Source organism: Microbacterium lemovicicum (genome assembly GCF_003991875.1).
In the GTDB taxonomy this organism is placed as follows: Bacteria; Actinomycetota; Actinomycetes; order Actinomycetales; family Microbacteriaceae; genus Microbacterium; species Microbacterium lemovicicum.
In genome coordinates, this window is the sequence record NZ_CP031423.1 from 1,250,261 (window position 1) to 1,276,387 (window position 26,127).

Genomic DNA, 26,127 nt, shown 5'->3' on the forward strand with positions numbered 1-26,127 from the left:
CACGCGCGGCCGGAGAACCCATGATCGCCCTCACACTCACTGAAGTCGCCTCCGCCATCGGGGGAGAGCTCCACCTCCGCGGAGCAGACACGCCCGACACGGTGGTCCGCGGCACCGTCGACACCGACTCCCGCAACATCGGCCCCGGCGACGTCTTCGTCGCCAAGCCCGGTGAGACCACCGACGGCCACCTCTTCGTCTCGGTCGCGGCCGACGCCGGTGCGGCGGCGGCCGTCGTGGAGCGGGTGGTGACGGAGGCATCCGTCTCCCAGATCGTCGTCCCCGACGTCGTGACCGCCCTCGCCGACCTCGCCCGCGCGGTGGTCGCGCGCGTGCGCGCGCACGGCGACCTGCGCATCGTGGGCATCACCGGCTCCAACGGCAAGACGACGACCAAGAACATGCTCGCCCGCATCCTCTCCGACGAAGGGGAGACGGTCGCGCCGCGCGCCTCGTTCAACAACGAGGTCGGCGCCCCGCTCACGATGCTGCGCGTCGACGACCACACCCGCTTCCTCGTCAGCGAATTCGGCGCCAGCGGCCCGGGGGCGATCGCGCACCTCGCCGGCCTCGTCGAGCCGGACATCAGCGTCGTGCTGATGGTGGGCATGGCCCACGCCGGCGGCTTCGGGGGCATCGAGGCGACGCGCGCGGCGAAGTCCGAGCTCATCGAGGCGACGCGCCGCGGCGGCACGGCGGTGCTGAACGCCGACGACCCGCGCGTCGCGGGCATGGCCTCGATCGCCGCCGAGCGCGGCATGTCGGTCCGGTGGTTCGGGCGCGGCGCCTCCGCCGACGTCCGCGCCGACGACGTCGAGGTCACCGCCGACGGCACCCGCTGCACCGCCGTGGTCGATGGCGTGCCGCATGCGCTGCATCTGCGCGTGCTCGGCGAGCACCACGTCATGAACGCCCTCGCGGCGCTGGCCACGGCCACCGTGCTCGGCGTCGCCCCCGACGCCGCCATCGGGCGCCTCGAGGAGCTGCAGCTGGCCGAGCGCTGGCGGATGGAGCCCCTGGGCTCCGAGCGCGTGCGCATCATCAACGACGCCTACAACGCCAGCCCCGACTCGATGTCCGCGGCGCTGCGCACCCTCGCGCAGATCACCGGCCCCGACGAGCGCACCGTCGCCGTGCTCGGCGCGATGAGCGAGCTCGGCGAATGGGACGGCGAGGAGCACGACCGCGTCGGCCTGCTCGCCGTGCGCCTGGGCATCCAGCGCATCGTGGTCGTCGGCGCCGCCGCGCGCCGGATGTTCCTCGAGGCCATCAGCCAGGGCTCGTGGGACGGCGAGGCCGTCTTCTTCCCTGACGCCGACGAGGCGTACGACTACCTGACGGGCGAGCTCCGCGACGGAGACCGCGTGCTGGTGAAGTCGTCCAACGCCGCGGGGCTCCGCTTCCTCGGGGATCGTCTGGGAGAATTCTTCTCGTGAGATCACTTCTGACGGCAGCGGCGATCTCCCTGGCCTTCACCCTCTTCCTCACTCCGGTCTTCGTGCGGCTCTTCCGCACCTGGGGCTGGGGTCAGGTGATCCGCACGCCGGAGGACATCCGCAACCCCTCGCACGGCGAGAAGCGCGGCACGCCCACCATGGGCGGCACGATCTTCATCGCGGGAACCCTGGTGGGCTATCTCGTGGGCAGCTTCACCGGCAACAACCCGCCGACCATCTCCGGATGGCTGGTCGTGTGGATGATGGTCGGCTTCGGCACGGTGGGCTTCATCGACGACTTCATGAAGGTGCACCGCCAGCGCAGCCTCGGACTGTCGGGCTGGCCCAAGGTCGTCGGGCAGATCATCGTCACCATCCCGTTCGCGGTGGTCGCGCTGAACTTCCCGAACATGATGGGCTACACGCCCGCCTCTCCCTACATCTCGCTCTTCCGCGACATCTCGGTGCTGTCGCTCATGGCGCTCGGTCCCATCCTCGGCTGGCTGCTCTACCTCGCGTGGGTGTCGTTCATCGGGGTGGCCTGGTCCAACAGCACCAACGTCACCGACGGCCTCGACGGACTGGCCGCGGGAGCGGGCATCTTCGTCACCGGCGCCTACAGCCTCATCGCCTTCTGGCAGTTCAACCAGGTCTGCACCGGCGAGCGCACGAACACCACTCTGCAGGCCTGCTACGCGGTCCGGGACCCGTTCGACCTCGCGATCGTCGCGGCCGCCTTCTCGGCCTCGCTGGTCGGATTCCTCTGGTGGAACGCGCCGAAGGCGAAGGTCTTCATGGGCGACGTCGGCTCGATGGCGATCGGCGGCGTGATCGCGTCGATGTCGATCCTCACGCACACCGAGCTGCTCGGCGTGCTGGTCGCCGGCGTCTACATCATCGGACCCGGCTCGGTGGTGCTGCAGCGCACCTACTTCCGCCTCACGCGCGGCAAGAGGCTGTTCCTCATGAGTCCGTTCCACCACCACCTCGAGATGCGCGGGTGGCCGGAGATCACGATCGTCGTGCGCATGTGGATCATCGCCGGGATGCTGGCGGTCACCGGTGTCGGCCTGTTCTACGTCGAATGGCTCGCGCGCACATGAGCACCCCCGCATCCGATGCGAGCCGCCTGGACACCCTGACCAGCTGGCACGCGGACTGGGCGGGACTGCGCGTCGCCGTCCTCGGTCTCTCGGTCACCGGGTTCTCGGTGGCCGACACCCTCACCGAGCTCGGCGCCGACGTGCTGGTCGTGTCGGAGTCCGCGTCCGATGAGTACTCCGGCCTCCTGCCGGTCATCGGCGCGCGCCTGTGGACCGGGTCGCTCGACACGGTGCCCGACGACCTGCGGGCGTTCGCCCCCGAGGTCGTCGTGGCCTCCCCGGGGTTCTCGCCGCAGCATCCGCTCATCGCGTGGACGCGTGCCGAGGGCATCGCGCTCTGGGGTGACATCGAGCTCGCGTGGCGGGTGCGGGACAAGGTCGTGCGCGCCGACGGCTCGAGCGCGCCGTGGGTGCTCATCACCGGCACGAACGGCAAGACCACCACGACGCGCCTGGCGGCCTCGATGATGGTCGCGGCCGGCCTGCGCGCCGCGCCGGTGGGCAACATCGGAGTGCCCGTGCTCGATGCCGTCCGCGATCCGCAGGGGTTCGACGTGCTCGTCGTCGAGCTGTCGAGCCATCAGCTCTGGTACCTGTCGCTGCAGACCGGGCCCGAGCCGCTGTCGCCCGAGGCCAGCGTCTGCCTCAACCTCGCCGACGACCACCTCGAATGGCACGGCTCCTTCGAGGCGTACCGGGATGCCAAGGCCGGCGTCTACACGAACACCCGCACCGCCTGCATCTACAACAAGGCCGACGCCGCCACGCGGATCATGGTGGAGGAGGCCGAGGTGATCGAGGGCGCCCGCGCCGTCGGGTTCGACCTCGGCATCCCCGGACCGAGCGACCTCGGGGTCGTCGACGGGATCCTCGTGGACCGCGCCTTCCTCGAGGAGCGCCACACGAGCGCCCTCGAGCTGACCACGGTCGAGGACCTCGCCGCACGCGGGCTCGGCGCTCCGCACATCGTGGCCAACGTGCTCGCGGCGAGCGCGCTGGCGCGGGCGGTGGGCGTCAGCCCGGCGGCGATCCGCACGGCGCTGGATGACTTCCGGCTCGACCCGCACCGCATCGAGGTCGTCGCCGTCGCCGGCGGCATCACCTGGGTCGACGACTCCAAGGCCACGAACCCCCACGCTGCGGCCTCGTCGCTCGCCGCGTATCCGGGCGCCGTGTGGCTCGTGGGCGGTCTGCTGAAGGGCGTCGACATCGCCGATCTCGTCGCCGGACGGGGAGCGCGCGCGAAGGCGGCCGTCGTCCTCGGCGCCGATCGCGCCGAGGTGCTCGCGGCGTTCGCGCGACACGCGCCCTCGGTGCCGGTCTTCGAGGTGGACGGCACAGAGACTGGGACCATCATGGCGCGGGCCGTCGAACTGGCTGCCGGAATCGCCCGTGACGGGGATGTCGTCCTGCTGGCCCCCGCCGCGGCATCCTTCGATCAGTTCTCGTCCTACGCCGACCGTGGACGGCGATTCGCCGACGCGGTGAAGCAGTGGATCGAGAGGGCAGCCGATGGCCGGCACGACGCAGACCCGGACTCGACCCCCGGCTCTTCCCCCTGAGACCCCGGCGCGCGCAGGTCTCGCCGCGCGGGTGTCGCTCGGCCGGGTCTTCGCCCCGGTGCCGAGCGAATTCCTCCTCATCGCCTCCACGGCGCTGCTGCTGACCGGCTTCGGACTCGTGATGGTGCTGTCGGCGACGACCGCCACGGCGACCGCCGCCGGACAGCCGCCGTACGAGGCCGTCATCAAGCAGGCGGTCTTCGCGGTCATCGGCATCCCGCTGATGTTCATCGCGAGCCGGCTGCCGATCGCCTTCTGGAAGCGCATCGCCTGGCCCTCGCTGATCGGCGCCACGGCCTTCCAGATGCTCGTGTTCGTGCCGGGGCTCGGCGTCGAGGCCAACGGAAACCGCAACTGGGTGCAGATCGCCGGTCTGCAGTTCCAGCCGGCCGAGTTCCTCAAGATCACCCTGGCTCTGTGGATCGGCTACGTCCTGTTCCGCAAGCGCACGCTGCTCGGGCTGTGGCGCCACGTGTTCATCCCGCTGGTGCCCGTCTCGGTGCTCGTCATCGCCACCGTCATGGCCGGTCACGACATGGGCACGGCGATGATCCTCGCCATCGTCGTGCTCGGCGCGCTGTTCTTCTCGGGCGTCAAGCTCCGGATCTTCATCCTGCCGCTCATCGCCGCGGGATTCGGCGCGTTCCTCTTCGCCGTCAACAGCCCCGACCGCATGCGCCGGATCCTGAGCTTCCTCAACCCGAACTGCCTCGACGACTACTTCAACGACTGCTACCAGCCGCTGCACGGCATCTGGGGTCTCGCCAACGGCGGCGTGTTCGGCCTGGGGCTCGGCAACTCCAAGGAGAAGTACGACTGGCTGCCGGCAGCTGCGAACGACTACATCTTCGCCATCGTGGGGGAGGAGCTGGGGCTGATCGGATGCGCCGTGGTCCTCGCGCTCTTCGCCCTCTTCGCGGTCGGCGCCTTCCACGTCATCCGCAAGACCGACGACCCGTTCGTGCGCATCGTCTCGGGCGGCATCACGATGTGGATCGTCGGCCAGGCCCTCATCAACATCGGCGTCGTGCTGCGCCTGTTCCCCGTGCTCGGCGTCCCGCTGCCGTTCATGTCGCAAGGAGGAACGTCGCTGCTGTCGGTGCTCCTCGCCTCCGGGGTGCTGCTGTCGTTCGCGCGCTCACTGCCCGCGAAGACCGCGACCCTCGCGCCGCGTGCACCGATGGCCGCGCGCGCGCCGCGTGCGAAGATCTCCCGGTGAGTTCCTCCGACCCGTCCCGCACGTATCTGCTCGCCGGCGGCGGAACAGCCGGCCACGTCAACCCGCTGCTCGCCGTCGCCGACGCGCTGCGTGCGCGCGAGCCGGAGGCCGAGATCCTCGTCCTCGGCACGCGGGAGGGCCTGGAGGCCCGGCTCGTGCCCGAGCGCGGCTACGAGCTCCTCTTCGTCGACAAGGTGCCGTTCCCGCGGCGCCCGGATCGCGCCGCAGCGGCCTTCCCCAGCCGGTTCCGCCGCGCCATCGGGCAGGTGCGCGGCCACATCGTCAGCCGCGGCGTCGACGTCGTGGTCGGCTTCGGCGGCTACGCCTCGGCGCCGGCCTACGTCGCCGCGCGCCGCGCGCGCGTGCCCGTCGTGGTTCACGAGGCCAACGCCAAGCCGGGCCTCGCGAATGTGCTCGGCGCGCGGACGGCCGCCGCCGTCGGTGTGGCCTTCGACGGCACGCCCCTGGCGCGTGCGCAGGTCGTGGGCATGCCGCTGCGGCGCGAAGTCGTGGACCTCGACCGTGACGCGCTCCGCGCGGAGGCCGCCGCCCACTTCGGCCTGCGCGCCGAACTGCCCACGCTCCTCGTGTTCGGCGGCTCCCTCGGCGCCGCCCGCCTCAACGCCGCCTTCGGCCCCGTCGCGGGAGGCGAGGCGTGGCGCGCCGTGCGCGATGCCGGATGGCAGCTGCTGCACGTCACGGGAGAGCGCTCCGAGCTCGTCGATCCGGAGGCGGAGGGCTACGCCCTGCGCCGCTACGTCGACCGCATGGATCTCGCGTACGCCCTCGCGGACCTGATCGTCTCGCGGGCGGGGGCCGCCACGGTGAGCGAGATCAGCGCCCTCGGCATCCCGGCGGTCTACGTCCCGTACGCCGTCGGCAACGGCGAGCAGGCGCTGAACGCGCGGTCCGCGGTGAAGGCCGGCGCGGCGCGTCTCATCCTCGACGCGGAGTTCACGGGCGACCGGGTGCGCTCGGAGATCGTCCCGCTGCTGGCCGACGCGGCGGCGCGGACGCGGATGACGGATGCCGCGGCCGCCGCCGGCGAGCGATCGGGCGCCGAGAACGTGGTGGCCCTGATCGACCAGGCCCTCGCGGGCGATCGGTAGCCGCGACGTTCAGGCCCGCGGCCGGCCGAGATCCGTCGCGCCGCCCCGGAGGGCCGCATCGACGAGCGCGCGCGCGTCGTCGTCGCCGATGCGCAGCGATCGCATCTCCCCGGCGAAGGCCGCCGCCGCCCGTTGCGCCTGCTGCCTCGCGGGGTCGCCCTGGGGCGAGATGACGGTGCCGTTGCGACCGAGCGTCTGCACGAAGCCCGCCGCCTCCAGCTCCTTGTAGGCGCGGGCGACGGTTCCGGGGGCGACGCCGAGGTCTTCGGCGAGGCGGCGCACGGCCGGCAGACGCGCGCCGGCCACCAGCCGACCCGCGCCGACGGCGTCGACGACGCCGATCCGCAGCTGTTCGTACGGCGGGAGGGGCGACGCAGGATCGATGCGCAGTCCGGAGACGTCGGCGGTGTCGGTCACGGCGCCATCGTCGCGGCCCCCGGGCCGCGTGTCAAACGGGCGGGCTCGGCGGCCCGGGCGCGCCGGGGGGTCCCGCGCAGAAGGCCGACCTAGGATCGGAGGGTCATGATCACACCCGACCTCACCCTGCCGATCCCCGAGCGGATCGAGGCGGCCCACTTCATCGGCATCGGCGGGTCGGGCATGTCCGGCCTCGCGCGCATGTTCCTGGCCCGCGGCATCCGCGTGTCCGGATCCGACCGTGCCGACAGCCCGGGCCTGCGCCGGCTCGAGGCGCTGGGGGCGACGGTGCACGTCGGCCATGACGCCGCGAACCTCGGCGACGCCGACACGGTGATCCACACGGGCGCCATCTGGCCTGAGAACCCGGAGTTCGTGCTGGGCAAGGAGCGCGGGATGCCGGTCATCCACCGCTCGCAGGCGCTGCACTGGCTCATCGGCGGACGCCGGCTCGTCTCGGTCGCCGGCGCGCACGGCAAGACGACCTCCACCGGCATGATCGTCACGGCCCTGCAGGCGCTCGGTGCCGATCCGAGCTTCGTCAACGGCGGCGTCATCACGTCGCTCGGGGCCTCCAGCGACACCGGCGCAGACCCGCTGTTCGTCATCGAGGCCGACGAGTCCGACGGCACCTTCCTGCTGTACGACACCTCGATCGCGCTCGTGACCAACGTCGATCCCGACCACCTCGACCACTACGGCAGCGAGGACAGCTTCGTCGAGGCGTTCGCGCGCTTCGCGAACGAGGCGCGGGAGTCCGTCGTCATCTCGGCCGACGACCCCGGCGCGCAGCGCGTGACCGCCCTGCTCACGCACCCGAACGTCATCACCTTCGGCGAAGCGGACGCCGCGACCCTGCGTCTGCGCGACATCCGCACCGACGGACCCGTGTCCTTCACCCTCGAACACGAGGGGCGCTCCTTCGTCGCGCAGCTCGCCGTGCCCGGCGCGCACAACGCGGTCAACGCCGTGGGGGCCGTGGCCGTGCTCGTCAGCCTCGGCTACGACGTGGAGCCCGCGCTGCGCGCCGTCGAGGGCTTCGCGGGCACGGCCCGGCGCTTCGAGCTGCACGACGTCGTCCGCGGCGTCAGCGTGTTCGACGACTACGCCCACCACCCGACGGAGGTCGCCGCGGCGCTGGCGGCGGCGCGCACCGTCGTCGGCGACGGCCGGCTCATCGCGCTGCACCAGCCGCACACCTACTCCCGCACGCAGCTGATGGCGGCCGAGTTCGCCGGCGTGCTGGAGCACTACGCCGACCACACCGTCGTGCTCGACGTCTACGGCGCACGCGAGGACCCGATCCCCGGGGTGACGGGGGAGCTCGTCAGCTCCGCCTTCGCCGACCCCGGCCACGTGCACTACGTGGCCGACTGGGATCAGGCCGCCCGCTACACCGCCGCCGTGGCGCGCGACGGCGACTACGTCATCACCCTCGGCTGCGGCAACGTGAACCTGATCATCCCGCAGGTGCTCGAAGCGCTCGCGACCGCAGACGCGGGGGAGTGACCCGTGCGTCGGCCGGCTCCGATCCCGACTCCGGCGCCCGAGCGCCCGGATGACGCGGCGACCCGCGCCGTCACGAGCGCCTCGGACGCCGCGCGCCGGGAGCCGACGCCGCCGGTCCCGCTCCCGCCCGTCGCGAAGGGCGCGACCGCCGCGAAGGACGCCCGCGCCGCGGAGGACGCCCGCGCCGCGGAGGACGCCCGCGCCGCGGAGGCCGCCTCTCGCGAGACGCCCGCGCCGCCTGCGTCGCCCACGGCGGACGCGCCCGCCGATGACATCGGCCTGCGCGACGTCTGGCGTGCCGCTCGCGCGCGACGCAAGGCCCTCCGCGCCGAGATGCGCCGCTTCACGCAGCGCCGCCGACGCCGGCGCGCGGTGTGGCTGGCGGCCGCGGCATCCGTCGTCGTCCTCGTCGCCGTGACGGTCGGAGCCGCCTACAGTCCGCTGTTCGCCGTGGAGCGGATCGAGGTGGTGGGAACGTCGCAGCTCGACCCGGCCGCCGTCGAACAGGCTCTCGCGAGCGAGATCGGCACGCCCCTCGCCTCCGTCGACGGGAGCGCCGTGAAGGCGGCGCTCGTCGCGTTCCCGCTCGTGGAGAGCTACGCGCTCGAGGCCCGTCCGCCGCACGACCTCGTCGTGCGCATCGTCGAGCGCACCCCGGTCGGCGCCATCCAGTCGCGCGCCGGATGGACCGTCGTCGACGCCGCCGGCGTCGTGCTCTCGACCTCGACCGGCGCCCCCGCCGGCGAGCCCGTCCTCGACATCACCGGCGGCCTCTCCTCCCCGGCGTTCGCGGCCGCGGCGACGGTCATGCGGGCACTGCCCGACACCATCCGCCCGCAGGTGACCGCGGTCACGGCCACGACCGCCGATGACGTCACCCTCACCCTCGGGTCCCGGGGCGTCCAGGTCGTGTGGGGCGGCACGACGGACTCCGCCCGCAAGGCCGTCGTGCTGCAGCAGGCGATGGCGGCGTTCCCGATCGCGTCGGTGTCGTCGTACGACATCTCGTCACCCGAGGCGATCGTCGTCCGCTGATCAGGACGGCGCGTCCGCCTGTCTGCCGAAGCTTCTCCACCGAGCAGCGAGGCTTCTCCGTCGAGCAGCGGAGGCTTCTCCGCCGAGCAGTGGAGGCTGCGGACACGGCCGCCGAAAAGATTCGACACGGGATCGCCGACACGCCCGCGCGCCTGCGGGACGGCGCGGCAGGGCGACCTAGTTTCGAGTCAGGAATTGCATACCGAGCAATACTTTACACCTCTACTAGAGGTTGAAGGTTATCAGGTCCAGGGCACGGAGGCCGGCATGAGCCAGAACCAGAACTACCTCGCCGTCATCAAGGTGGTCGGCGTGGGCGGCGGCGGCGTGAACGCCGTCAACCGCATGATCGAGCTGGGCCTGCGAGGGGTCGAGTTCATCGCGGTGAACACCGACGCGCAGGCGCTGCTGATGAGCGACGCAGACGTCAAGCTCGACGTCGGACGCGAACTCACGCGCGGCCTCGGCGCCGGCGCCGATCCGGAGGTCGGCCGTCGCGCCGCCGAGGATCACGCCGAGGAGATCGAGGAAGCCCTCCGCGGGGCCGACATGGTCTTCGTCACCGCGGGCGAGGGCGGCGGCACGGGCACGGGCGGCGCGCCCGTGGTCGCGAAGATCGCCAAGTCGATCGGCGCACTGACCATCGGTGTCGTCACCAAGCCGTTCTCCTTCGAGGGGCGACGCCGGCAGAGCCAGGCCGAGATCGGCGTGGCGAAGCTGAAGGAAGAGGTCGACACCCTCATCGTGGTGCCGAACGACCGTCTGCTGGAGATCAGCGACCGCGGCATCTCGATGATCGAGGCGTTCGCGACTGCCGACCAGGTGCTGCTCGCCGGTGTGCAGGGCATCACCGACCTCATCACCACGCCGGGTCTCATCAACCTCGACTTCGCCGACGTGAAGTCCGTCATGCAGGGTGCGGGCTCCGCCCTCATGGGCATCGGCTCCGCCCGAGGCGCGGACCGCGCGATCAAGGCGGCCGAGCTCGCCGTCGAGTCGCCGCTGCTCGAGGCGTCGATCGAGGGCGCGCACGGCGTGCTGCTCTCGATCCAGGGCGGGTCCAACCTGGGCATCTTCGAGATCAACGACGCCGCGCAGCTGGTGAAGGAGGCCGCGCACCCCGAGGCCAACATCATCTTCGGAACGGTCATCGACGACACGCTCGGCGACGAGGTGCGCGTCACGGTCATCGCGGCCGGCTTCGACAGCGGCGAGCCGACGCTCCGCCTCGACCCGGTCACGGCGTCGCGTCCGCTGACGGCTCCCGTCGTGCCCGCGATCCCCGCGCCCGAGGTCGCCCGCGAGTACGTCGCCGAGAAGCCGGAGAAGGAGACCGTCTCGGTCGCCGCCTCCGACTCCGGGTACGACTCGGCCTTCGGCGATGACGACCTCGACATCCCCGACTTCCTGAAGTAAGTCGCACGCGTGACCCCGGACCTGCCCGACCGGCTCGCCGACGTCGACGGCCGCATCGCGGACGCGGCGCGGCGGGCCGGTCGGGACCCCCGCGACATCACCAGGATCGTGGTCACCAAATTTCACCCGACGTCCCTCGTCGAAGAGCTCGTGCGCCTCGGCGTGCGTGACGTCGGCGAGAACCGTCAGCAGGAGCTCAGCGCCAAGCGCGCGGAGCTCCCCGATGCCGGGCTCCGGTGGCACTTCATCGGGCAGGCGCAGGCCAACAAGGCGCGTGCCGTCCGGGCCGCGGCATCCGCCGTCCACTCGGTGGACCGCGAGCGGATCGCCGACGCCCTCGACGCGGCGGCGCCCGATGACGACACCGATCCGCTCGACGTCTTCCTCCAGGTCAACCTGACGGACGATGCCGGCCGGGGAGGGGTGGCTCCGGCCGACCTCGAGCGGCTCGCCGAGCACGTGACAGGATGCCGCAGCCTCAAGGTGCGCGGGGTCATGGCCGTCGCACCGCTCGACGAGAACCCGGCCGACGCCTTCGAACGACTCGCCGGTTACTCCCGGCGGGTGCGCTCCGTGGTGCCGGACGCCACCTGGATCTCCGCCGGCATGACGGCGGATTTCGCCGAGGCGATCGCCGCCGGCGCGACACACCTGCGGATCGGTTCCGCAATCACCGGCCCGCGGCCACCCCGCGGCTAACCTCGAAACAGACGAACGAACGGAGCATCCGATGTCGAACCCGCTCAAGAAGACCATGGTGTACCTGGGTCTCGCCGACGAGGAGGAGATCTATGAGGAGCCCGCTCCGCAGCCCGCGAACCGCAGCAAGGCCCAGGCCGTGAAAGAGGTCGCTCCCGTGACTCCGCTCCACCGTCCCACGGTCGTGCGTCAGCCCGCGCCGTCCGCGGTCAGCGAGATCCTGACCGTCCACCCCAAGCAGTATCGCGACGCGCAGGTCATCGCCGAGAACTTCCGTGACGGCATCCCCGTCATCATCAACCTCTCGCAGATGAGCGATGCCGACGCCCGCCGTCTCATCGACTTCGCGAGCGGCCTGTCGCTCGGCCTCTACGGTCGTATCGAGCGCGTGACCAGCAAGGTGTTCCTGCTGTCGCCCGAGAATGTCGCCGTGTCCGGCGAGGGCGGCGTCGCGCAGGCGGATCCGGAGTCTGTCGCCTTCGCGACACCGTAGCCTTAACGGGTGAACATCCTCGGCCTCATCGCCTCGATCCTCAACGCGCTCCTCCTCATCTACGTCCTGGTCCTCCTTGTTCGTCTGATTCTGGACTGGATGCCGATGCTGAATCGGGAGTGGCGCCCTCGCGGCGCCGGGCTCGTGGCCGCCGAGGTCGTCTACACGGTGACCGATCCGCCCATCCGCACGTTGCGCCGGTTCATCCCGCCGCTGCGTGTCGGGGCGATCGCGATCGACTTCGCATTCGCGCTCACGATGCTGCTCTGCTTCGTGCTGCTGGGCATCACGGGCTCCCTCGCACGGGCCTGAGGCGCCTACTATGCTGGCCTGATACGGTGGCCGTTCCGCGGTCGGTCCCCCCGATGTCGGCCTGCGACCTGAACTGTCGAAAGAGGAAACAACAATGGCATTGACCCCCGATGACGTCGTCACCAAGCAGTTCCAGCACGTCCGGTTCAAAGAGGGTTTCGACCCCGACGAGGTGGACGATTTCCTCGACGAGATCGTCGTGGAGTGGCGCAAGACCATCGCGGAGAACGAGGAGCTGAAGGCGAAGCTCGCCGCGCTCGAGTCCGGCGATGCCCCGGCCGCTGAGAGCACGGAGACGCCGGCACCGGTGCCCGCCGCATCCGAGGAGCCCGCTCCCGTCATCGAGTCCGCTCCCGCGCCGGTCGCCTCGACCGGCTCGGACGGTACGCCTCCCGCCGCCGCCAGCGCCGGCATCATCGAGCTGGCCCAGCGCCTGCACGACGAGCACGTGGCCGAGGGTGTCTCCAAGCGCGACCAGCTCATCTCCGACGCCCAGACGCAGGCCGCCAGCATCCTGGCCGACGCAGAGGCCAAGGGCCGCGACGAGATCGCACGCCTCGACAAGGAGCGCGCGATCCTCGAGACCCGCATCACCGAGCTGCGGCAGTTCGAGCGCGACTACCGCACGCAGCTGCGCAGCTGGATGGAGGGCAAGCTCCGCGACCTGGAGACGACCAACACCTCCTCGGGCGCCACTCCGGTCTCGACCATCGGTCTGTAAGGCGGTCTTTTGACGAGCCGGACCCCCCTCGGCAAGGCGGCGGCCGGCACGATCATCGCGGTTCTCGCGGCGATCGTGCTGGCCGCCGACCAGTTCACGAAGCATCTCGCGATCGACGGCCTCCCTCCTGAGGAGCCGGTGAAGATCCTGGGCGACGTGCTGGTGTTCTATCTCATCCGGAACTCCGGAGCCGCGTTCTCTCTCGGCTCGGAGGTCACCTGGGTGTTCTCCATCGCGCTGGCCGCGGTCGCCGTCGTGATCGTGTTCCTGGCGACCACGCGCGTGCGCTCTCGGGTGTGGGCGATCCTGCTCGGCCTGCTTCTCGGCGGCGTGCTCGGCAACCTGACCGACCGGCTGCTGCGCGAGCCCGGCTTCGGCGTCGGCCACGTCGTCGACTTCATCAGCACGCCGTGGATGATGCCCGCGATCTACAACGTCGCCGACATCTTCATCGTGACGATGATGATCGGCGTCGCGCTGCTGGTGTTCACCGGACGCCACCTCGACGGCACCCGGGAGCCGAAGCGCGCCGACGACGATGTCGACGCCGACGTCACCGAGCACTGACGTGGACCGGCGCACACTCCCCGTCCCCGACGGCCTCGACGGCACGCGTGTCGATGCGGCCCTGGCCAAGATGCTCGGCTTCTCGCGCACCTTCGCGGCGGAGGTCGCGGAGGCCGGCGGCGTCCGCCTGGACGGGCGCCTGGTCGGCAAGTCCGATCGGGTGACCGGCGGCGGCTGGCTCGACATCGAGTGGGAGGCGCGCCGCCAGGCCGAGATCATCCCCCTCGCCGTCCCCGACCTCGGGATCGTCTACGAGGACGACGACATCGTCGTGGTCGACAAGCCGTCGGGAGTCGCCGCGCACCCCTCCGTCGGCTGGGAGGGTCCGACCGTTCTCGGCGCACTGGCCGCCGGCGGCGTGCGGGTGGCGACCACCGGTGCCCCCGAACGTCAGGGCGTCGTGCACCGCCTCGACGTCGGGACCAGCGGGCTCATGGTGGTGGCGAAGACGGAGCACGCCTACACGGTCCTCAAGCGCGCCTTCAAGGAGCGCGAGGTCGAGAAGATCTACCACGCCGTCGTGCAGGGCCACCCCGATCCGCTCTCGGGCACAATCGATGCGCCGATCGGGCGGCGTCCCTCCGCGTCGTGGAAGTTCGCGGTGACGCCCGACGGCAAGGACTCCGTCACGCACTACGAGACGCTCGAGGCGTTCCCCGGGGCTTCGCTGCTGGAGATCCACCTCGAGACGGGCCGCACCCACCAGATCCGCGTGCACATGGCTGCTCACCGGCATCCGTGCGTCGGCGATCCGCTGTACGGGGCCGACCCGACGATGTCCGCGCGTCTCGGCCTGACGCGGCAGTGGTTGCACGCCCATCGGCTGGCCTTCGCCCACCCGGCCGGCGGAGAGCGCGTGGCGTTCGAGTCGCCGTATCCCGCCGATCTCGCGCATGCGCTCGAGGTGCTCCGCGGCGACTGACGCGCGCGCCGGTCGGCTCTTGCGGGTGTCGGATGCCTCGGCCACAGTGATCGCATGGCCTTCGACGTGCGTCCTGCCGACGTCTTCGACGACGTCGCGACCCTGCTGAGCCCCAAAGACCGCACCAAGCAGTCCTGCTGGTGCCTGTCGTACCGCCTGGCCTATCCGGAGCGGCGCGCGATGACGGGCCTCGACCAGGCCGAGTACGTGGCCGGGCTCTGTGCGCGCACGCCCGCGCCGGGCGTCGTGGCGTACGACGGCGAGATGCCGGTGGGGTGGGCCGGGGTCGCGCCCCGTGCAGAGCTGCACGCGTTCACCCACGGGCGCGTCATCCCCACCGTCGACGACCTGCCGGTGTGGAGCGTCTGGTGCTTCAAGGTGCGAGGCGGTCACCGCAGGCAGGGGATCGCGCACGCGCTCCTGGACGGGGCGGTCGCGTTCGCCCGAGCGTCGGGCGCGCCGGCTCTGGAGGGCTATCCGGTCGACACCGGCGACCGGCGCGTCGACGCGATCTCGGCCTTCGTGGGCACGCGTCGCATGTTCGAGGCCGCGGGCTTCACCAAGGCGGCCGACACGGACTCGACCCGCGGTGAGTTCCCCCGCGTGCTGATGCGCCTCGACCTGCGGTGACCGGTCAGCGACCGCCTTCGAAGTGCGCCGGCTCCGCGTCGGCGACGGCGCGCGCGATCCGCCGCTCCATCTCGTCTCCGAGCGGAGGAAGGGCGTCCAGGCCGTACCAGCCCACTTCGGTCATCTCCCCGTCGACGGGATACGGTTCGCCCGAGACCCAGGAGCACCGGAAGGTCAGGTCGAGGTAGTCGCTCTGGTCTCCGTTGGCATAGGTGACGCGGGGGATCTGGTGCACCCAGACGAGCCGGTCGACGCGGATCACGACACCCGCCTCCTCGAGGGCCTCGCGCGCCGCCGCATCGGCGGGCTCCTCACCGGGGTCGATGATGCCCGTGATCGGCGTGAGCGCGCCGTCGTCGCTGCGGCGGCCGAGGAGCACCCGCCCCTCGTGGAGCACGACCGCGGTGACGCCCGCCAGGAACAGCGGCTCGTGGCCGATCTTCTCGCGCAGCGCCAGGACGAAGTCAGGAGTCGGCATGCCCTCACGATACGGCGAGGGGCCGACCTGCACCCTCAGGTCGAAGGTGAGGCGAGTCGGCTCCGCAACCGGACGACTCCCGGCCTCGGCCGAGGTCGATGTCCGCGTCCCTTCGTAGACTCGATCCGTGGCATCCGACTCCTTCGTTCACCTCCATGTCCACAGCGAGTACTCCATGCTCGACGGGGCGGCGCGCATCCAGCCCATGGTCGCGGAGGCGGTGCGGCTCGAGATGCCGGCCATCGCCGTGACCGACCACGGCAACACGTTCGCGGCCTTCGAGTTCTACCGCGCGGCCACCGCCGCCGGCATCAAGCCGATCATCGGCATCGAGGCCTACGTCACGCCCGGAACGCACCGGTCCGACAAGGCGCGCGTCCGCTGGGGCACGCCCGAGCAGTCCGGCGACGACGTGTCGGGCTCCGGCGCCTACACGCACATGACCCTCCTCTCCGAGACGACGGAGGGCATGCACAACCTCTTCCGGCTCTCGAGCCGGGCGAGCATGGAGGGCTACTACTTCAAGCCGCGCATGGACCGCGAGCTGCTGCAGAACTACTCGAGCGGCCTGATCGCCACGACCGGCTGCCCGTCCGGCGAGGTGCAGACCCGCCTGCGGCTGGGGCAGTACGACGCCGCACGGGCCGCGGCCGCGGAGTTCCAGGACATCTTCGGCAAGGACAACTACTTCGCCGAGATCATGGACCACGGGCTGAGCATCGAGCGTCGCGTGATGGGCGATCTGCTGCGCATCTCGAAGGACCTCGGCATCCCGCTCGTCGGCACGAACGACCTGCACTACACGCACCAGCACGACGCGACCAGCCACGCGGCCCTGCTGTGCGTGCAGTCGGGGTCGACCCTCGACGACCCGAAGCGCTTCAAGTTCGACGGCGACGGCTACTACGTGAAGTCGGCGGCGGAGATGCGCCAGGTCTTCCGCGACCACCCCGAGGCCTGCGACAACACGCTGCTCATCGCCGAGCGGTGCGAGGTCGAGTTCAACACGAGCGCCAACTACATGCCGCGCTTCCCGGTGCCCGCCGGGGAGACGGAGGAGTCGTGGTTCATCAGGGAGGTCGAGAAGGGCCTCGAATTCCGCTACCCGGACGGCATCCCCGCCGAGGTCCGTCGGCAGGCGGAGTACGAATCGGGCGTCATCGCGCAGATGGGCTTCCCCGGCTACTTCCTCGTCGTCGCCGACTTCATCAACTGGGCGAAGGACAACGGCATCCGGGTCGGCCCCGGGCGAGGCTCGGGCGCCGGCTCGATGGCCGCGTACGCGATGCGCATCACCGATCTCGACCCGCTGCAGCACGGACTCATCTTCGAGCGCTTCCTCAATCCGGATCGCGTCTCCATGCCCGACTTCGACGTCGACTTCGACGACCGGCGCCGCGGCGAGGTCATCCAGTACGTCACCGAGAAGTACGGCGACGAGCGCGTCGCGCAGATCGTCACCTACGGCACGATCAAGGCGAAGCAGGCGCTCAAGGACGCCGGACGCGTGCTCGGCTTCCCGTTCAGCATGGGGGAGAAGCTCACCAAGGCGATGCCGCCCGCGGTGATGGGCAAGGACATGCCGCTGGAGGGCATGTTCGACAAGGACCACCCGCGCTTCAAGGAGGCGTCGGAGTTCCGCGCCCTCATCGAGACCGATCCTGAGGCGAAGACCGTGTTCGACACGGCCGTGGGGCTCGAGAACCTCAAGCGTCAGTGGGGCGTGCACGCCGCCGGCGTCATCATGTCCAGCGAGCCGCTGATCGACATCATCCCGATCATGCGCCGCGAGCAGGACGGTCAGATCGTCACGCAGTTCGACTACCCGTCGTGCGAGTCGCTCGGTCTGATCAAGATGGACTTCCTGGGGCTGCGCAACCTCACGATCATCAACGACGCCCTCGACAACATCTCCGCCAACCGCGGGCACCCGCTCGTGCTGGAGGAGCTGCCGCTCGACGACCGGGGCGCCTACGACCTGCTCACCCGCGGAGACTCGCTCGGGGTCTTCCAGCTCGACGGCGGTCCGCTCCGCAGCCTGATGCGCCTCATGCGGCCCGACAACTTCGAAGACATCTCGGCGCTCATCGCGCTGTATCGGCCCGGCCCCATGGGCGCGAACTCGCACATCAACTACGCGCTGCGCAAGACCGGCCAGCAGGACATCACGCCCATCCACCCCGAGCTGGGTGAGGCGCTGTCCGACATCCTCGACACCACCTACGGCCTCATCATCTACCAGGAGCAGGTGATGGCGATCGCGCAGCGCGTCGCCGGGTTCTCCCTCGGTCAGGCCGACATCATGCGTCGCGCGATGGGCAAGAAGAAGAAGTCCGAGCTCGACAAGCAGTACGCCGGGTTCGAGGGCGGAATGAAGGCCAACGGCTACTCCGAAGCGGCGATCAAGACGCTGTGGGACATCCTGGTGCCGTTCTCCGACTACGCCTTCAACAAGGCGCACTCCGCGGCCTACGGGCTGATCTCGTACTGGACGGCGTACCTCAAGGCGCACTATCCCGCCGAGTACATGGCGGCGCTCCTGACCAGCGTCGGCGATGCGAAGGACAAGCTCGCGGTCTACCTGAACGAGTGCCGGCGCATGGGCATCAGGGTGCTGCCGCCCGATGTGGGCGAGTCCATCCGCTACTTCGCCGCCGTCGGCGAAGACATCCGCTTCGGCCTCGGCGCGGTACGCAACGTCGGCGCGAACGTGGTCGACGGCATCGTCGAGGCGCGGCAGAAGACGACGTTCACGTCGTTCCACGACTACCTCGCGAAGGTGCCTGCGCCGGCGGCGAACAAGCGCACCGTCGAGTCGCTCATCAAGGCGGGTGCGTTCGACTCGTTCGGCGCGACCCGTCGCGCGCTGCTGGAGATCCATGAAGACGCCGCGGAGGCGGCGGTCGACACGAAGCGCAAGGAGGCGACCGGCGCGATCGGCTTCGACTTCGACAGCCTCTACGACGACATCCAGGAGATCGCGCCCGCGAAGGTGCCCGATCGGCCCGAGTGGACCAAGAAGGACAAGCTGGCCTTCGAGCGCGAGATGCTGGGCCTGTACGTGTCCGACCACCCGCTGGCCGGGCTCGAGGTGCCGCTCGCCAAGCACGCGTCGACCAGCATCCACGATCTCCTGGCCTCCGACGACGTCTCGGACGGCGACCAGGTGACCGTCGCGGGACTGGTGACGAGCGTGCAGCACCGGGTGGCCAAGCAGAGCGGCAACCCTTACGGCATGATCACCGTCGAGGACTTCGACGGCGAGGTGACCGTCATGTTCATGGGCAAGACCTACACGGAGTTCGCCGGGTCGCTGCAGGCGGATTCGATCCTCGTCGTGCGCGGCCGGGTCTCCCGCCGCGACGACGGCCTCAACCTGCACGCCGTGTCGGCGTTCTCGCCGGATCTGGGAGCGATGGATGCCTCGGGGCCGCTCGTGCTGGTGATGCCCGAGCAGCGCGCCACCGAGTCGGTGGTGGGCGAGCTCGCCGAGGTGCTGGCCCGTCACCGCGGCGATACGGAGGTGACCCTGCGGCTGTTCAAGGGGTCGACCGCGAAGGTGTTCGAGGTTCCGATGCCTGTGCGTGTCACAGCCGATCTCTACGGCGAGCTCAAGGGCCTGCTCGGCCCGCAGTGCCTCGGCTGATCTCATAGATGTCTCATGTCGGCTGGGTAATATGCCAACGCGAGTCGCGGCGGCGCGACCGGAGAGGAACACCGTGAGCGACCATCAGTGGAACGACGACCAGGCGCAGGCCGAGGCCGACGTGCGGGACGAGGCGGGAACGCCTGTCGACCAGGACCGCACCGGGGCCGACGGGCACGACGCGGCGGCGACCACGTCCGGGCCGCAGCCGCAGTACGGCGTCGGTCCGTTCTCCATCCGGGAGGTCGCGCTCGCGGGAGTGTGGCTGGTGGCGTTCGTGGCGTCCTTCTTCCCGCTCTACAGCCGGTCGATCGACGGCGGTTCCGTGTGGGAGAGCGGCATCGACTGGGTGCTGCGGATCGGCGTGCCGACGGTCGCTGTCTTCCTCATCGTGCTGCGCCGCTTCTCGCCCCAGGGCATCCGCCGGGTCGGCTCGCTGGGCATCGACCAGTTCGCCTCGGTCGCGTTCTCCGTCGCCTCCGTGCTGTGGCTCGCCTCGATCTGGAACAGCTTCATCGCCCTCGCGGAGAGCGGGGTGTGGATCGGCTCGTGGGTCATCTGGGTCGAGTTCGTCTTCCTGACCGCCGGTGTGGTGCTGACGGTGATGGCCCCGGTCATCCCCGTGCTGAAGGATGACTTCCGCGACCGCCCCGAGATCCCGGCCCACCGCAACGCACGCCCGATCCGCGCGATCACGCCCCGGCCCGCGCCCGCTCCGCGCGAGAAGGCCGCGCCGCCGGTCGCCTCCGTCGCAGACGAGCACGAGGACGTCGCCTCGCCCGACGACCACACGTCGGTCTTCGACGCGGTGCACGACGGCCGGGATGCCGCTCACGACGCCCCCTACCGGGACGGCGCCCCGTACCAGGAGGACGCCCCGTACCAGCAGGACGCCCCGTACCAGGACGCAGCTCAGCCCGGCGCCGACGGCACCGGCACGCCGCAGAGCGGATACCAGGTCAGCGGCTACCCGGAGGCCGGCGCGCAAGAGCGGGGATACGACGACGCCGGCGCACAGGTGCCGGGCTACCAGCGCTCCTCCTCCGTCACGGACGACCAGGAGACCGGCGCCTACCCGCCGCTCGCCGACGACACCATGCCCGCCCGCGGCGGCGCCGTCGCCGACGCATCCGTGGACGACACCTGGACCCCGCAGCAGCGCCGCGGCACCTACGAGCCCGCCGAGGCCGAGCCGCAGGCGCCGTCGTACCAGGCGTTCTGGGCACTGTCGCCGGTCGAGCGCGAAGTGCTCGACGAGCGCGGTCTGCCGATCTTCCGGGTCGGCCCGACCGCGTGGGCCCTCGTCATCGAGGACCGCGGGTCCGTCTTCGTGATCCGTCATGAGGACGGTCGCGTCGGCTACCTGCACGACGTCAGCGGCGTCACGCGCGGCTGATCATCGGGCCGGCCGGGTCGCCGTCGCGCGGCTCGGCCGACCGGTCACGGCCGGTAGCCTGGAGGGATGCTCCGCACCATCGACCTCCGCGGTCGCGACATGACCGCAGCCGAGCTCCTCGCCACCGTCCCGCGCGCCACGGCGGCCCGGGAGGCGGCCGTCACGGCGGCAGCGGCGATCGTCCACGAGGTCGCCGAGCGCGGCGAGGACGCACTCCGCGACCAGGCCGACCGCTTCGACGGCGTGCGCGACCACGCGATCCGTGTGCCAGCGGCGCATCTCGAGCAGGCCCTGGCGGGGCTCGATCCGCGGGTGCGCGACGCGCTCGACGAGGCGATCACGCGCGTGCGCACGGCATCGGCGGCGCAGGTCCCTCCCGAGCGCACCACGGAGCTCGCTCCCGGTGCCCGCGTCGTGCAGCGCTGGCAGCCGGTGCGCCGGGTCGGCGTCTATGTGCCCGGCGGCAAGGCGGTCTACCCCTCGAGCGTCGTGATGAACGTCGTCCCCGCCCAGGTCGCGGGTGTGTCGGAGGTCGCTCTCGCATCGCCCCCGCAGAGCGACCAGGGCGGCCGGGTGCACCCGGTGATCCTCGCCGCCGCCCACCTGCTCGGCGTCACCGAGGTCTACGCGATGGGCGGCGCCGGCGCCGTCGGCGCCTTCGCCTACGGAGTGCCCGCCCTCGACCTCGAGCCGGTCGACATCGTCACCGGCCCCGGCAACAACTTCGTGGCGGCCGCCAAGCGCGCCGTGGCGGGGCTCGTCGGCACCGACTCCGAGGCCGGCGCCACCGAGATCCTCATCGTGGCCGACGATTCGGCCGACGCCCGGCTGGTGGCGGCCGACCTCATCAGCCAGGCGGAGCACGACGAGCAGGCCGCCGCGGTCCTGGTCACCACGAGCGAACGTCTCGCCGGCGACGTCGCGCGGGAGCTCGCCGAGCGCGTACCGCGCACGCGGCACAGCGCGCGCGTCGACATCGCACTCTCCGGCCCGCAGTCCGCGGTGATCCTCGTCGACGACGTCGCAGCCGCGACGGCCGTGAGCAACGCCTACGCCCCCGAGCACCTCGAGCTGCACCTCGCCGAGCCTCGCCCCGAGGACTTCGTCCACGCCGGCGCCGTCTTCGTGGGGGAGTCCTCGCCGGTCAGCCTGGGCGACTACCTCGCCGGAAGCAACCACGTGCTCCCCACCGGCGGGCAGGCCCGCTACGCCGCCGGGCTCTCCGCCAGCACCTTCCTCCGCCCCCAGCAGGTCATCGACTACGACCGCGCGGCGCTGGCGGAGGTACGAGAGCGGATCGTGGCCCTCGCCGACGCGGAAGCACTGCCCGCGCACGGCGAAGCCGTCCAGGCGCGCTTCGAGGCGTAGTCTTTCCCTGCCATGCACTGCCCGTTCTGCCGCCATCCGGATTCCCGCGTCATCGATTCCCGTACCAGCGACGACGGGCTCAGCATCCGTCGACGTCGGCAGTGCCCCGAGTGCGGCGGCCGATTCTCGACCATCGAGACCGCGAGCCTCAACATCATCAAGCGCTCCGGCGTGATCGAGCCCTTCAGCCGTGAGAAGGTCATGTCAGGTGTCCGGAAGGCCTGCCAGGGGCGACCCGTGACCGATGCCGACCTCGCCGTGCTCGCGCAGAAGGTGGAGGAGGCCGTCCGGCAGACGGGCGCGTCGCAGATCGAGACCAACGAGATCGGCCTGGCCATCCTCGGTCCTCTCCGCGAACTCGACGAGGTCGCGTATCTCCGCTTCGCGAGCGTCTATCAGGCGTTCGATTCGCTGGAGGACTTCGAGAGCGCGATCGGTCAGCTGCGCGCCGACCACCTCGCCGGCGGACCGCGGGCCTCCCGCGCCGACGACGAGGCGCCCGCCGCCGAGACGTTCGACGCCTCCCCGTCCCGGTAATCTGGCGGGGATGTATCCCCTCCTCTTCCGCACCGTCCTCGCGCGCCTCGACCCCGAGACCGCGCACCACGCGGCTGTCGTGGTGATCCGCGCGCTCGGGGTGCCGCCGCTGTCATGGATCGCCCGTGCCGTCACCTCACCGGCGCGGTCGCTGCGCACCGAGGCCCTGGGCCTCGTCTTCGACTCGCCGTTCGGCGTGGCCGCCGGGTTCGACAAGGACGTGACAGCCGTGCGCGGCCTCGACGCGCTGGGCTTCGGCCATGTCGAGGTGGGCACCATCACCGCCGTGCCACAGGACGGCAACCCGCGCCCTCGTCTGTTCCGCCTCATCCCCGATCGCGCGGTGATCAACAGGATGGGCTTCAACAACGGGGGAGCGGAGGCCGCCCACGGCCGCCTCGCCCGTCTGCGACGCCGGCCGCGGCGTGCGATCGTCGGCGTGAACATCGGCAAGAGCCGCGTGGTGGACGTCGCCGACGCGACTGCGGACTACCTCCGCAGCGCGACGCTGCTCGCGCCGCTCGCGGACTACCTCGTGGTCAACGTCTCCTCCCCGAACACCCCGGGGCTGCGGGGCCTGCAGGCGGTGCAGACCCTGCGCCCCCTGCTGGAGGCGGTGCGGGATGCCGCGGGGCGGACTCCGCTGCTGGTGAAGATCGCCCCCGACCTGCCCGACGACGAGGTGGAGGAGATCTCTCGTCTCGCGGTGGAGGTGGGCCTCGCCGGGCTCGTGGCGACCAACACCACCCTGTCGCGCACCGGTCTGCGCACCGATGCGTCCGTGGTCGAGGCCGCCGGTGCGGGCGGACTGTCGGGAGCGCCGCTGCGCGCCCGCGCCCTGGAGGTGCTGCGGCTCGTCCGCGGCGTCGTGCCGGCGGACTTCTGCGTCATCTCTGTCGGCGGTGTCGACACGGCCGACGACGTCCGCGAGCGGCTCGAGGCCGGCGCCGACCTCGTCCAGGGATACACGGCGTTCCTCTACCGCGGCCCGCTGTGGGCGCGACAGATCAACCGCGGCCTGGCCGTCAGGCGGGGCGTCCGCCGCGCCTGACCTGCGGCTTCGGCAGGCGCATGAAGCGCATCTGGATGGTGCGCATCGCGGCGTACCATCCGAGGCCCCGCTCGGTGCGCTCTTCCCCGAACTTCGCCCGCGCGGCGCGCTTGGCGCGGATCGACGTGATGATCATGTCGCCGATGACGAACAGGATGAAGATCCACAGCACGATGAACGCGTAGTACTGCACAGGCGGGTAGGGGATGAACGTCGCGACGATCACGAGCACCATCGCCGGCATGACCGCCTCGCCCAGGTGCCAGCCGGAGTCGACCAGATCGCGGATGAACCGGCGCTGCGGACCCTTGTCGCGCACCGGGAGGAACTTGTCATCGCCGGCTGCCATGCCCAGGCGGGCCTTCTCGCGCTGCGCCGCCATCTCGGAGCGGGCGCGGGCCTTCGCCTCCTTGGTGTCGGCGACGAGCGGACGACGGCGGGCCGCCTCCTGCTCCGCACGGCTCGGCGTGGCGCGGCCCTTGCCCGATCCGCCGACGGGAACGCCGTTGAGGGCGGTGCCGTCCGAGGGGGCGTCGCTGGGCGCGGGGGCTGCGGGGGTCTTGGCCACGGTTCTCATCCTCGGGAGTGCGGAAGGGGGTCTCCTAAGATTACCCGCATGAGCTCCGACCTGTCCCGAACCGAATCCGTGCGGGATGCCGCCACCTCCGGCATCCCCGCAGCACTCGCCGATCTCGGGGCTCTGGTGAGGATCCCCTCCATCGCGTGGCCCTCCTTCGACCAGACCCAGCTGGGTCGCAGCGCCGAGGCGATCGCGGCCCTCGTGCGCGACACCGGCGTCTTCGAGAGCGTCGAGATCAAGACCGCAGCGATCCCGGGCACCGACGAGCAGGGTCAGCCGGCCATCCTGGCGACGCGCGCCGCGCGCAACGGTCGCCCGACCGTGCTGCTCTACGCGCACCACGACGTGCAGCCCCCCGGCGACGAGGCCCTGTGGGAGACGCCGCCCTTCGAGCCCACCGTCCGCGACGGCCGGCTGTACGGCCGCGGCGCCGCCGACGACAAGGCGGGAGTCATGGCGCACGTCGCCGCCGTGCGCGCGCTGCGCGAGGCGCTCGGCGACGACTTCGACCTGGGCGTGGCGCTCTTCATCGAAGGGGAGGAGGAGTACGGCTCGCGCTCCTTCGCCGGCTTCCTCGCGGACAACGCCGACGCGCTGCGGTCCGACGTGATCGTCGTCGCCGACTCGGGCAACTGGGATTCGCGCACGCCGGCGGTGACCGTCTCACTCCGCGGCAACGCGCGCTTCACCCTCACCGTCCGCACCCTCGACCACGCCTCGCACTCCGGCATGTTCGGCGGAGCGGTGCCCGATGCGATGCTCGCGACGATCCGCCTGCTCGACAGCCTCTGGAACGAGGACGGCTCGGTCGCCGTCGCCGGCATGACGGAGCGGGATGCCGCGACCCCCGAGTACACGGAGGCCACGCTCCGCGAGGAGGCCGGACTGCCCGACGGCGTGCAGCCGATCGGCGGAGGCAGCATCCTCAGCCGCATCTGGAACAAGCCGGCGATCACGGTGATCGGCATCGACGCGACGACGGTGGCCGCGGCATCCAACGCCCTCGCGCCCAGCATGTCCGTCGTCGTCAGCGCCCGCGTCGCCCCCGGGCAGAGCGCCCGCGAGGCGTACGAGGCGATGGAGACGCATCTGCGCGCGCACGCCCCGTTCGGCGCGCAGCTCGAGTTCAGCGACCTCGACCTCGGCGACGGCTTCCTCGTCGACACCTCCGGCTGGGCGGTGTCGGCCGTCCGTGACGCCCTGCACGCCGGCTACGGCGTGGAGCCGGTCGACATCGGCGTGGGCGGGTCCATCCCGTTCATCTCCGATCTCGTCCGGGAGTTCCCGGGGGCGCAGATCCTCGTCACGGGGGTGGAGGACCCGCACTCGCGCGCGCACAGCCCCAACGAATCGCTGCACCTCGACACGTTCCGTGCGGCGGTCCTCTCCGAGGCGCTGCTGCTCGCCGACCTCGACGCGCGGACGCTCTGACCGGCTTCGGGGCCGCCCGGGCAACCCGGGCGTAGAATCGTCAGGGCGGCACCGCCGTCCGCACCAGGACCCTCGCAAGGAGAGCCATGACCGACACCGCACTGTCGACCGACCAGATCGCGCGCGCACACGGCGTGCTGCTCAGTGATGCCGCCGCCGGCAAGGTGAAGAGCCTGCTCGGCCAGGAGGGTCGCGATGACCTCCGCCTGCGCGTCGCCGTGCAGCCGGGTGGATGCTCGGGCCTGATCTACCAGCTGTACTTCGACGAGCGCTTCCTCGACGGCGACGTCGCCGTGGACTTCGACGGTGTCGAGGTCGTCGTCGACGAGATGAGCGTCCCGTACCTCGACGGCGCCACCATCGACTTCAAGGACACGATCTCGGAGCAGGGCTTCACGATCGACAACCCGAACGCCGCGGGCAGCTGCGCCTGCGGCGACAGCTTCCACTGATCCACGTGGATCACCGGCCGGGTCGCGCGTCCTGAGGG

Annotated in this window: 25 protein-coding genes; 22 read left to right on the plus strand and 3 right to left on the minus strand. The window is 71.1% G+C overall.

The genetic code is table 11. The features are described from left to right. Positions 1–20: 20 nt before the first annotated feature. The 5 genes from CVS47_RS05790 to CVS47_RS05810 are packed head-to-tail and all read left to right on the plus strand — an operon-like array spanning position 21 to position 6,429. Entirely contained in the window at positions 21–1,436 is a 1,416-nt protein-coding gene (locus tag CVS47_RS05790) for a UDP-N-acetylmuramoyl-tripeptide--D-alanyl-D-alanine ligase (protein ID WP_127095242.1), read from the plus strand. Then, positions 1,433–2,539 (plus strand): phospho-N-acetylmuramoyl-pentapeptide-transferase, encoded by a 1,107-nt coding sequence (gene mraY / locus CVS47_RS05795; RefSeq protein ID WP_127095243.1) that lies wholly within the window; start codon positions 1,433–1,435, stop codon positions 2,537–2,539. Before CVS47_RS05790 ends, mraY begins: the two co-directional genes overlap by 4 nt. After that, positions 2,536–4,101 (plus strand): UDP-N-acetylmuramoyl-L-alanine--D-glutamate ligase, encoded by a 1,566-nt coding sequence (gene murD, locus CVS47_RS05800; protein WP_127095244.1) that lies wholly within the window; start codon positions 2,536–2,538, stop codon positions 4,099–4,101. The genes mraY and murD overlap by 4 nt, the downstream gene beginning before the upstream one ends. Further along, positions 4,052–5,320 (plus strand): putative lipid II flippase FtsW, encoded by a 1,269-nt coding sequence (gene ftsW / locus CVS47_RS05805; protein WP_127095245.1) that lies wholly within the window; start codon positions 4,052–4,054, stop codon positions 5,318–5,320. Before murD ends, ftsW begins: the two co-directional genes overlap by 50 nt. Beyond that, positions 5,317–6,429 (plus strand): UDP-N-acetylglucosamine--N-acetylmuramyl-(pentapeptide) pyrophosphoryl-undecaprenol N-acetylglucosamine transferase, encoded by a 1,113-nt coding sequence (locus CVS47_RS05810; protein ID WP_127095246.1) that lies wholly within the window; start codon positions 5,317–5,319, stop codon positions 6,427–6,429. Before ftsW ends, CVS47_RS05810 begins: the two co-directional genes overlap by 4 nt. A 9-nt stretch (positions 6,430–6,438) precedes the next feature. On the opposite strand, the gene CVS47_RS05815 is transcribed toward CVS47_RS05810, so the two are convergent. Beyond that, positions 6,439–6,846: a GntR family transcriptional regulator gene (locus CVS47_RS05815; protein WP_127095247.1), complete on the minus strand. Its 408-nt coding sequence runs from the start codon at positions 6,844–6,846 to the stop codon at positions 6,439–6,441. 105 nt (positions 6,847–6,951) lie between these two features. Here CVS47_RS05815 and murC point away from each other — a divergent pair, with 105 nt between their 5' ends. The 10 genes from murC (at position 6,952) to CVS47_RS05865 (ending at position 15,150) form a co-directional block, all read left to right on the plus strand. Further along, positions 6,952–8,355, plus strand: a complete 1,404-nt coding sequence (murC, locus tag CVS47_RS05820) for a UDP-N-acetylmuramate--L-alanine ligase (RefSeq protein ID WP_127095248.1) — start codon at positions 6,952–6,954, stop codon at positions 8,353–8,355. A 3-nt stretch (positions 8,356–8,358) separates the two neighbouring features. Then, complete coding sequence (locus CVS47_RS05825; RefSeq protein WP_241240288.1) at positions 8,359–9,390, plus strand: FtsQ-type POTRA domain-containing protein; 1,032 nt, start codon at positions 8,359–8,361, stop codon at positions 9,388–9,390. A gap of 267 nt (positions 9,391–9,657) precedes the next feature. Further along, on the plus strand, positions 9,658–10,806 hold the full coding sequence (gene ftsZ, locus CVS47_RS05830) for a cell division protein FtsZ (protein WP_127095249.1): 1,149 nt from the start codon (positions 9,658–9,660) through the stop codon (positions 10,804–10,806). A gap of 9 nt (positions 10,807–10,815) precedes the next feature. Next, positions 10,816–11,505 (plus strand): YggS family pyridoxal phosphate-dependent enzyme, encoded by a 690-nt coding sequence (locus tag CVS47_RS05835; RefSeq protein WP_127095250.1) that lies wholly within the window; start codon positions 10,816–10,818, stop codon positions 11,503–11,505. Positions 11,506–11,536: 31 nt separating this feature from the next. Continuing rightward, the gene (locus CVS47_RS05840; RefSeq protein ID WP_127095251.1) at positions 11,537–11,998 is read left to right on the plus strand and encodes a cell division protein SepF; all 462 of its coding nucleotides are present in this window, start codon (positions 11,537–11,539) and stop codon (positions 11,996–11,998) included. Positions 11,999–12,007: 9 nt separating this feature from the next. After that, positions 12,008–12,310: a YggT family protein gene (locus CVS47_RS05845; RefSeq protein ID WP_127095252.1), complete on the plus strand. Its 303-nt coding sequence runs from the start codon at positions 12,008–12,010 to the stop codon at positions 12,308–12,310. Positions 12,311–12,404: 94 nt separating this feature from the next. After that, positions 12,405–13,031 (plus strand): DivIVA domain-containing protein, encoded by a 627-nt coding sequence (locus CVS47_RS05850; RefSeq protein WP_127095253.1) that lies wholly within the window; start codon positions 12,405–12,407, stop codon positions 13,029–13,031. Between the two features lie 51 nt (positions 13,032–13,082). Further along, complete coding sequence (gene lspA, locus CVS47_RS05855; RefSeq protein ID WP_241240326.1) at positions 13,083–13,598, plus strand: signal peptidase II; 516 nt, start codon at positions 13,083–13,085, stop codon at positions 13,596–13,598. Between the two features lies 1 nt (position 13,599). Continuing rightward, on the plus strand, positions 13,600–14,520 hold the full coding sequence (locus CVS47_RS05860; protein WP_127095255.1) for an RluA family pseudouridine synthase: 921 nt from the start codon (positions 13,600–13,602) through the stop codon (positions 14,518–14,520). 54 nt (positions 14,521–14,574) lie between these two features. Then, on the plus strand, positions 14,575–15,150 hold the full coding sequence (locus CVS47_RS05865) for a GNAT family N-acetyltransferase (protein WP_127095256.1): 576 nt from the start codon (positions 14,575–14,577) through the stop codon (positions 15,148–15,150). 4 nt (positions 15,151–15,154) lie between these two features. Here the strand turns inward: CVS47_RS05865 and CVS47_RS05870 are convergent, their stop codons facing one another. Beyond that, positions 15,155–15,628, minus strand: a complete 474-nt coding sequence (locus CVS47_RS05870; RefSeq protein ID WP_127095257.1) for an NUDIX hydrolase — start codon at positions 15,626–15,628, stop codon at positions 15,155–15,157. Positions 15,629–15,803: 175 nt separating this feature from the next. Between CVS47_RS05870 and dnaE the strand changes: the two genes are divergently transcribed. The 5 genes from dnaE (at position 15,804) to CVS47_RS05900 (ending at position 23,626) form a co-directional block, all read left to right on the plus strand. Further along, positions 15,804–19,274 (plus strand): DNA polymerase III subunit alpha, encoded by a 3,471-nt coding sequence (gene dnaE, locus CVS47_RS05875; protein WP_241240327.1) that lies wholly within the window; start codon positions 15,804–15,806, stop codon positions 19,272–19,274. Positions 19,275–19,347: 73 nt separating this feature from the next. Continuing rightward, on the plus strand, positions 19,348–20,670 hold the full coding sequence (locus CVS47_RS16905) for a hypothetical protein (RefSeq protein WP_241240289.1): 1,323 nt from the start codon (positions 19,348–19,350) through the stop codon (positions 20,668–20,670). A gap of 66 nt (positions 20,671–20,736) precedes the next feature. Continuing rightward, on the plus strand, positions 20,737–22,038 hold the full coding sequence (gene hisD / locus CVS47_RS05890) for a histidinol dehydrogenase (RefSeq protein WP_127095259.1): 1,302 nt from the start codon (positions 20,737–20,739) through the stop codon (positions 22,036–22,038). 12 nt (positions 22,039–22,050) lie between these two features. Next, complete coding sequence (nrdR, locus tag CVS47_RS05895) at positions 22,051–22,575, plus strand: transcriptional regulator NrdR (RefSeq protein ID WP_241240290.1); 525 nt, start codon at positions 22,051–22,053, stop codon at positions 22,573–22,575. A gap of 10 nt (positions 22,576–22,585) precedes the next feature. Further along, positions 22,586–23,626 carry a quinone-dependent dihydroorotate dehydrogenase gene (locus CVS47_RS05900; RefSeq protein WP_127095260.1) on the plus strand — a complete coding sequence of 347 codons (1,041 nt, stop codon included), beginning with the start codon at positions 22,586–22,588 and terminating at the stop codon, positions 23,624–23,626. Here CVS47_RS05900 and CVS47_RS05905 read toward each other — a convergent pair. Continuing rightward, entirely contained in the window at positions 23,601–24,194 is a 594-nt protein-coding gene (locus tag CVS47_RS05905; protein ID WP_127095261.1) for a DUF3043 domain-containing protein, read from the minus strand. The genes CVS47_RS05900 and CVS47_RS05905 overlap by 26 nt on opposite strands. A gap of 48 nt (positions 24,195–24,242) precedes the next feature. On the opposite strand from CVS47_RS05905, the gene CVS47_RS05910 reads away from it, so the two are divergent. Next, positions 24,243–25,637: a dipeptidase gene (locus tag CVS47_RS05910; protein ID WP_127095262.1), complete on the plus strand. Its 1,395-nt coding sequence runs from the start codon at positions 24,243–24,245 to the stop codon at positions 25,635–25,637. A gap of 86 nt (positions 25,638–25,723) precedes the next feature. Beyond that, entirely contained in the window at positions 25,724–26,089 is a 366-nt protein-coding gene (locus CVS47_RS05915; RefSeq protein WP_127095263.1) for a HesB/IscA family protein, read from the plus strand. Positions 26,090–26,127: the final 38 nt, after the last annotated feature.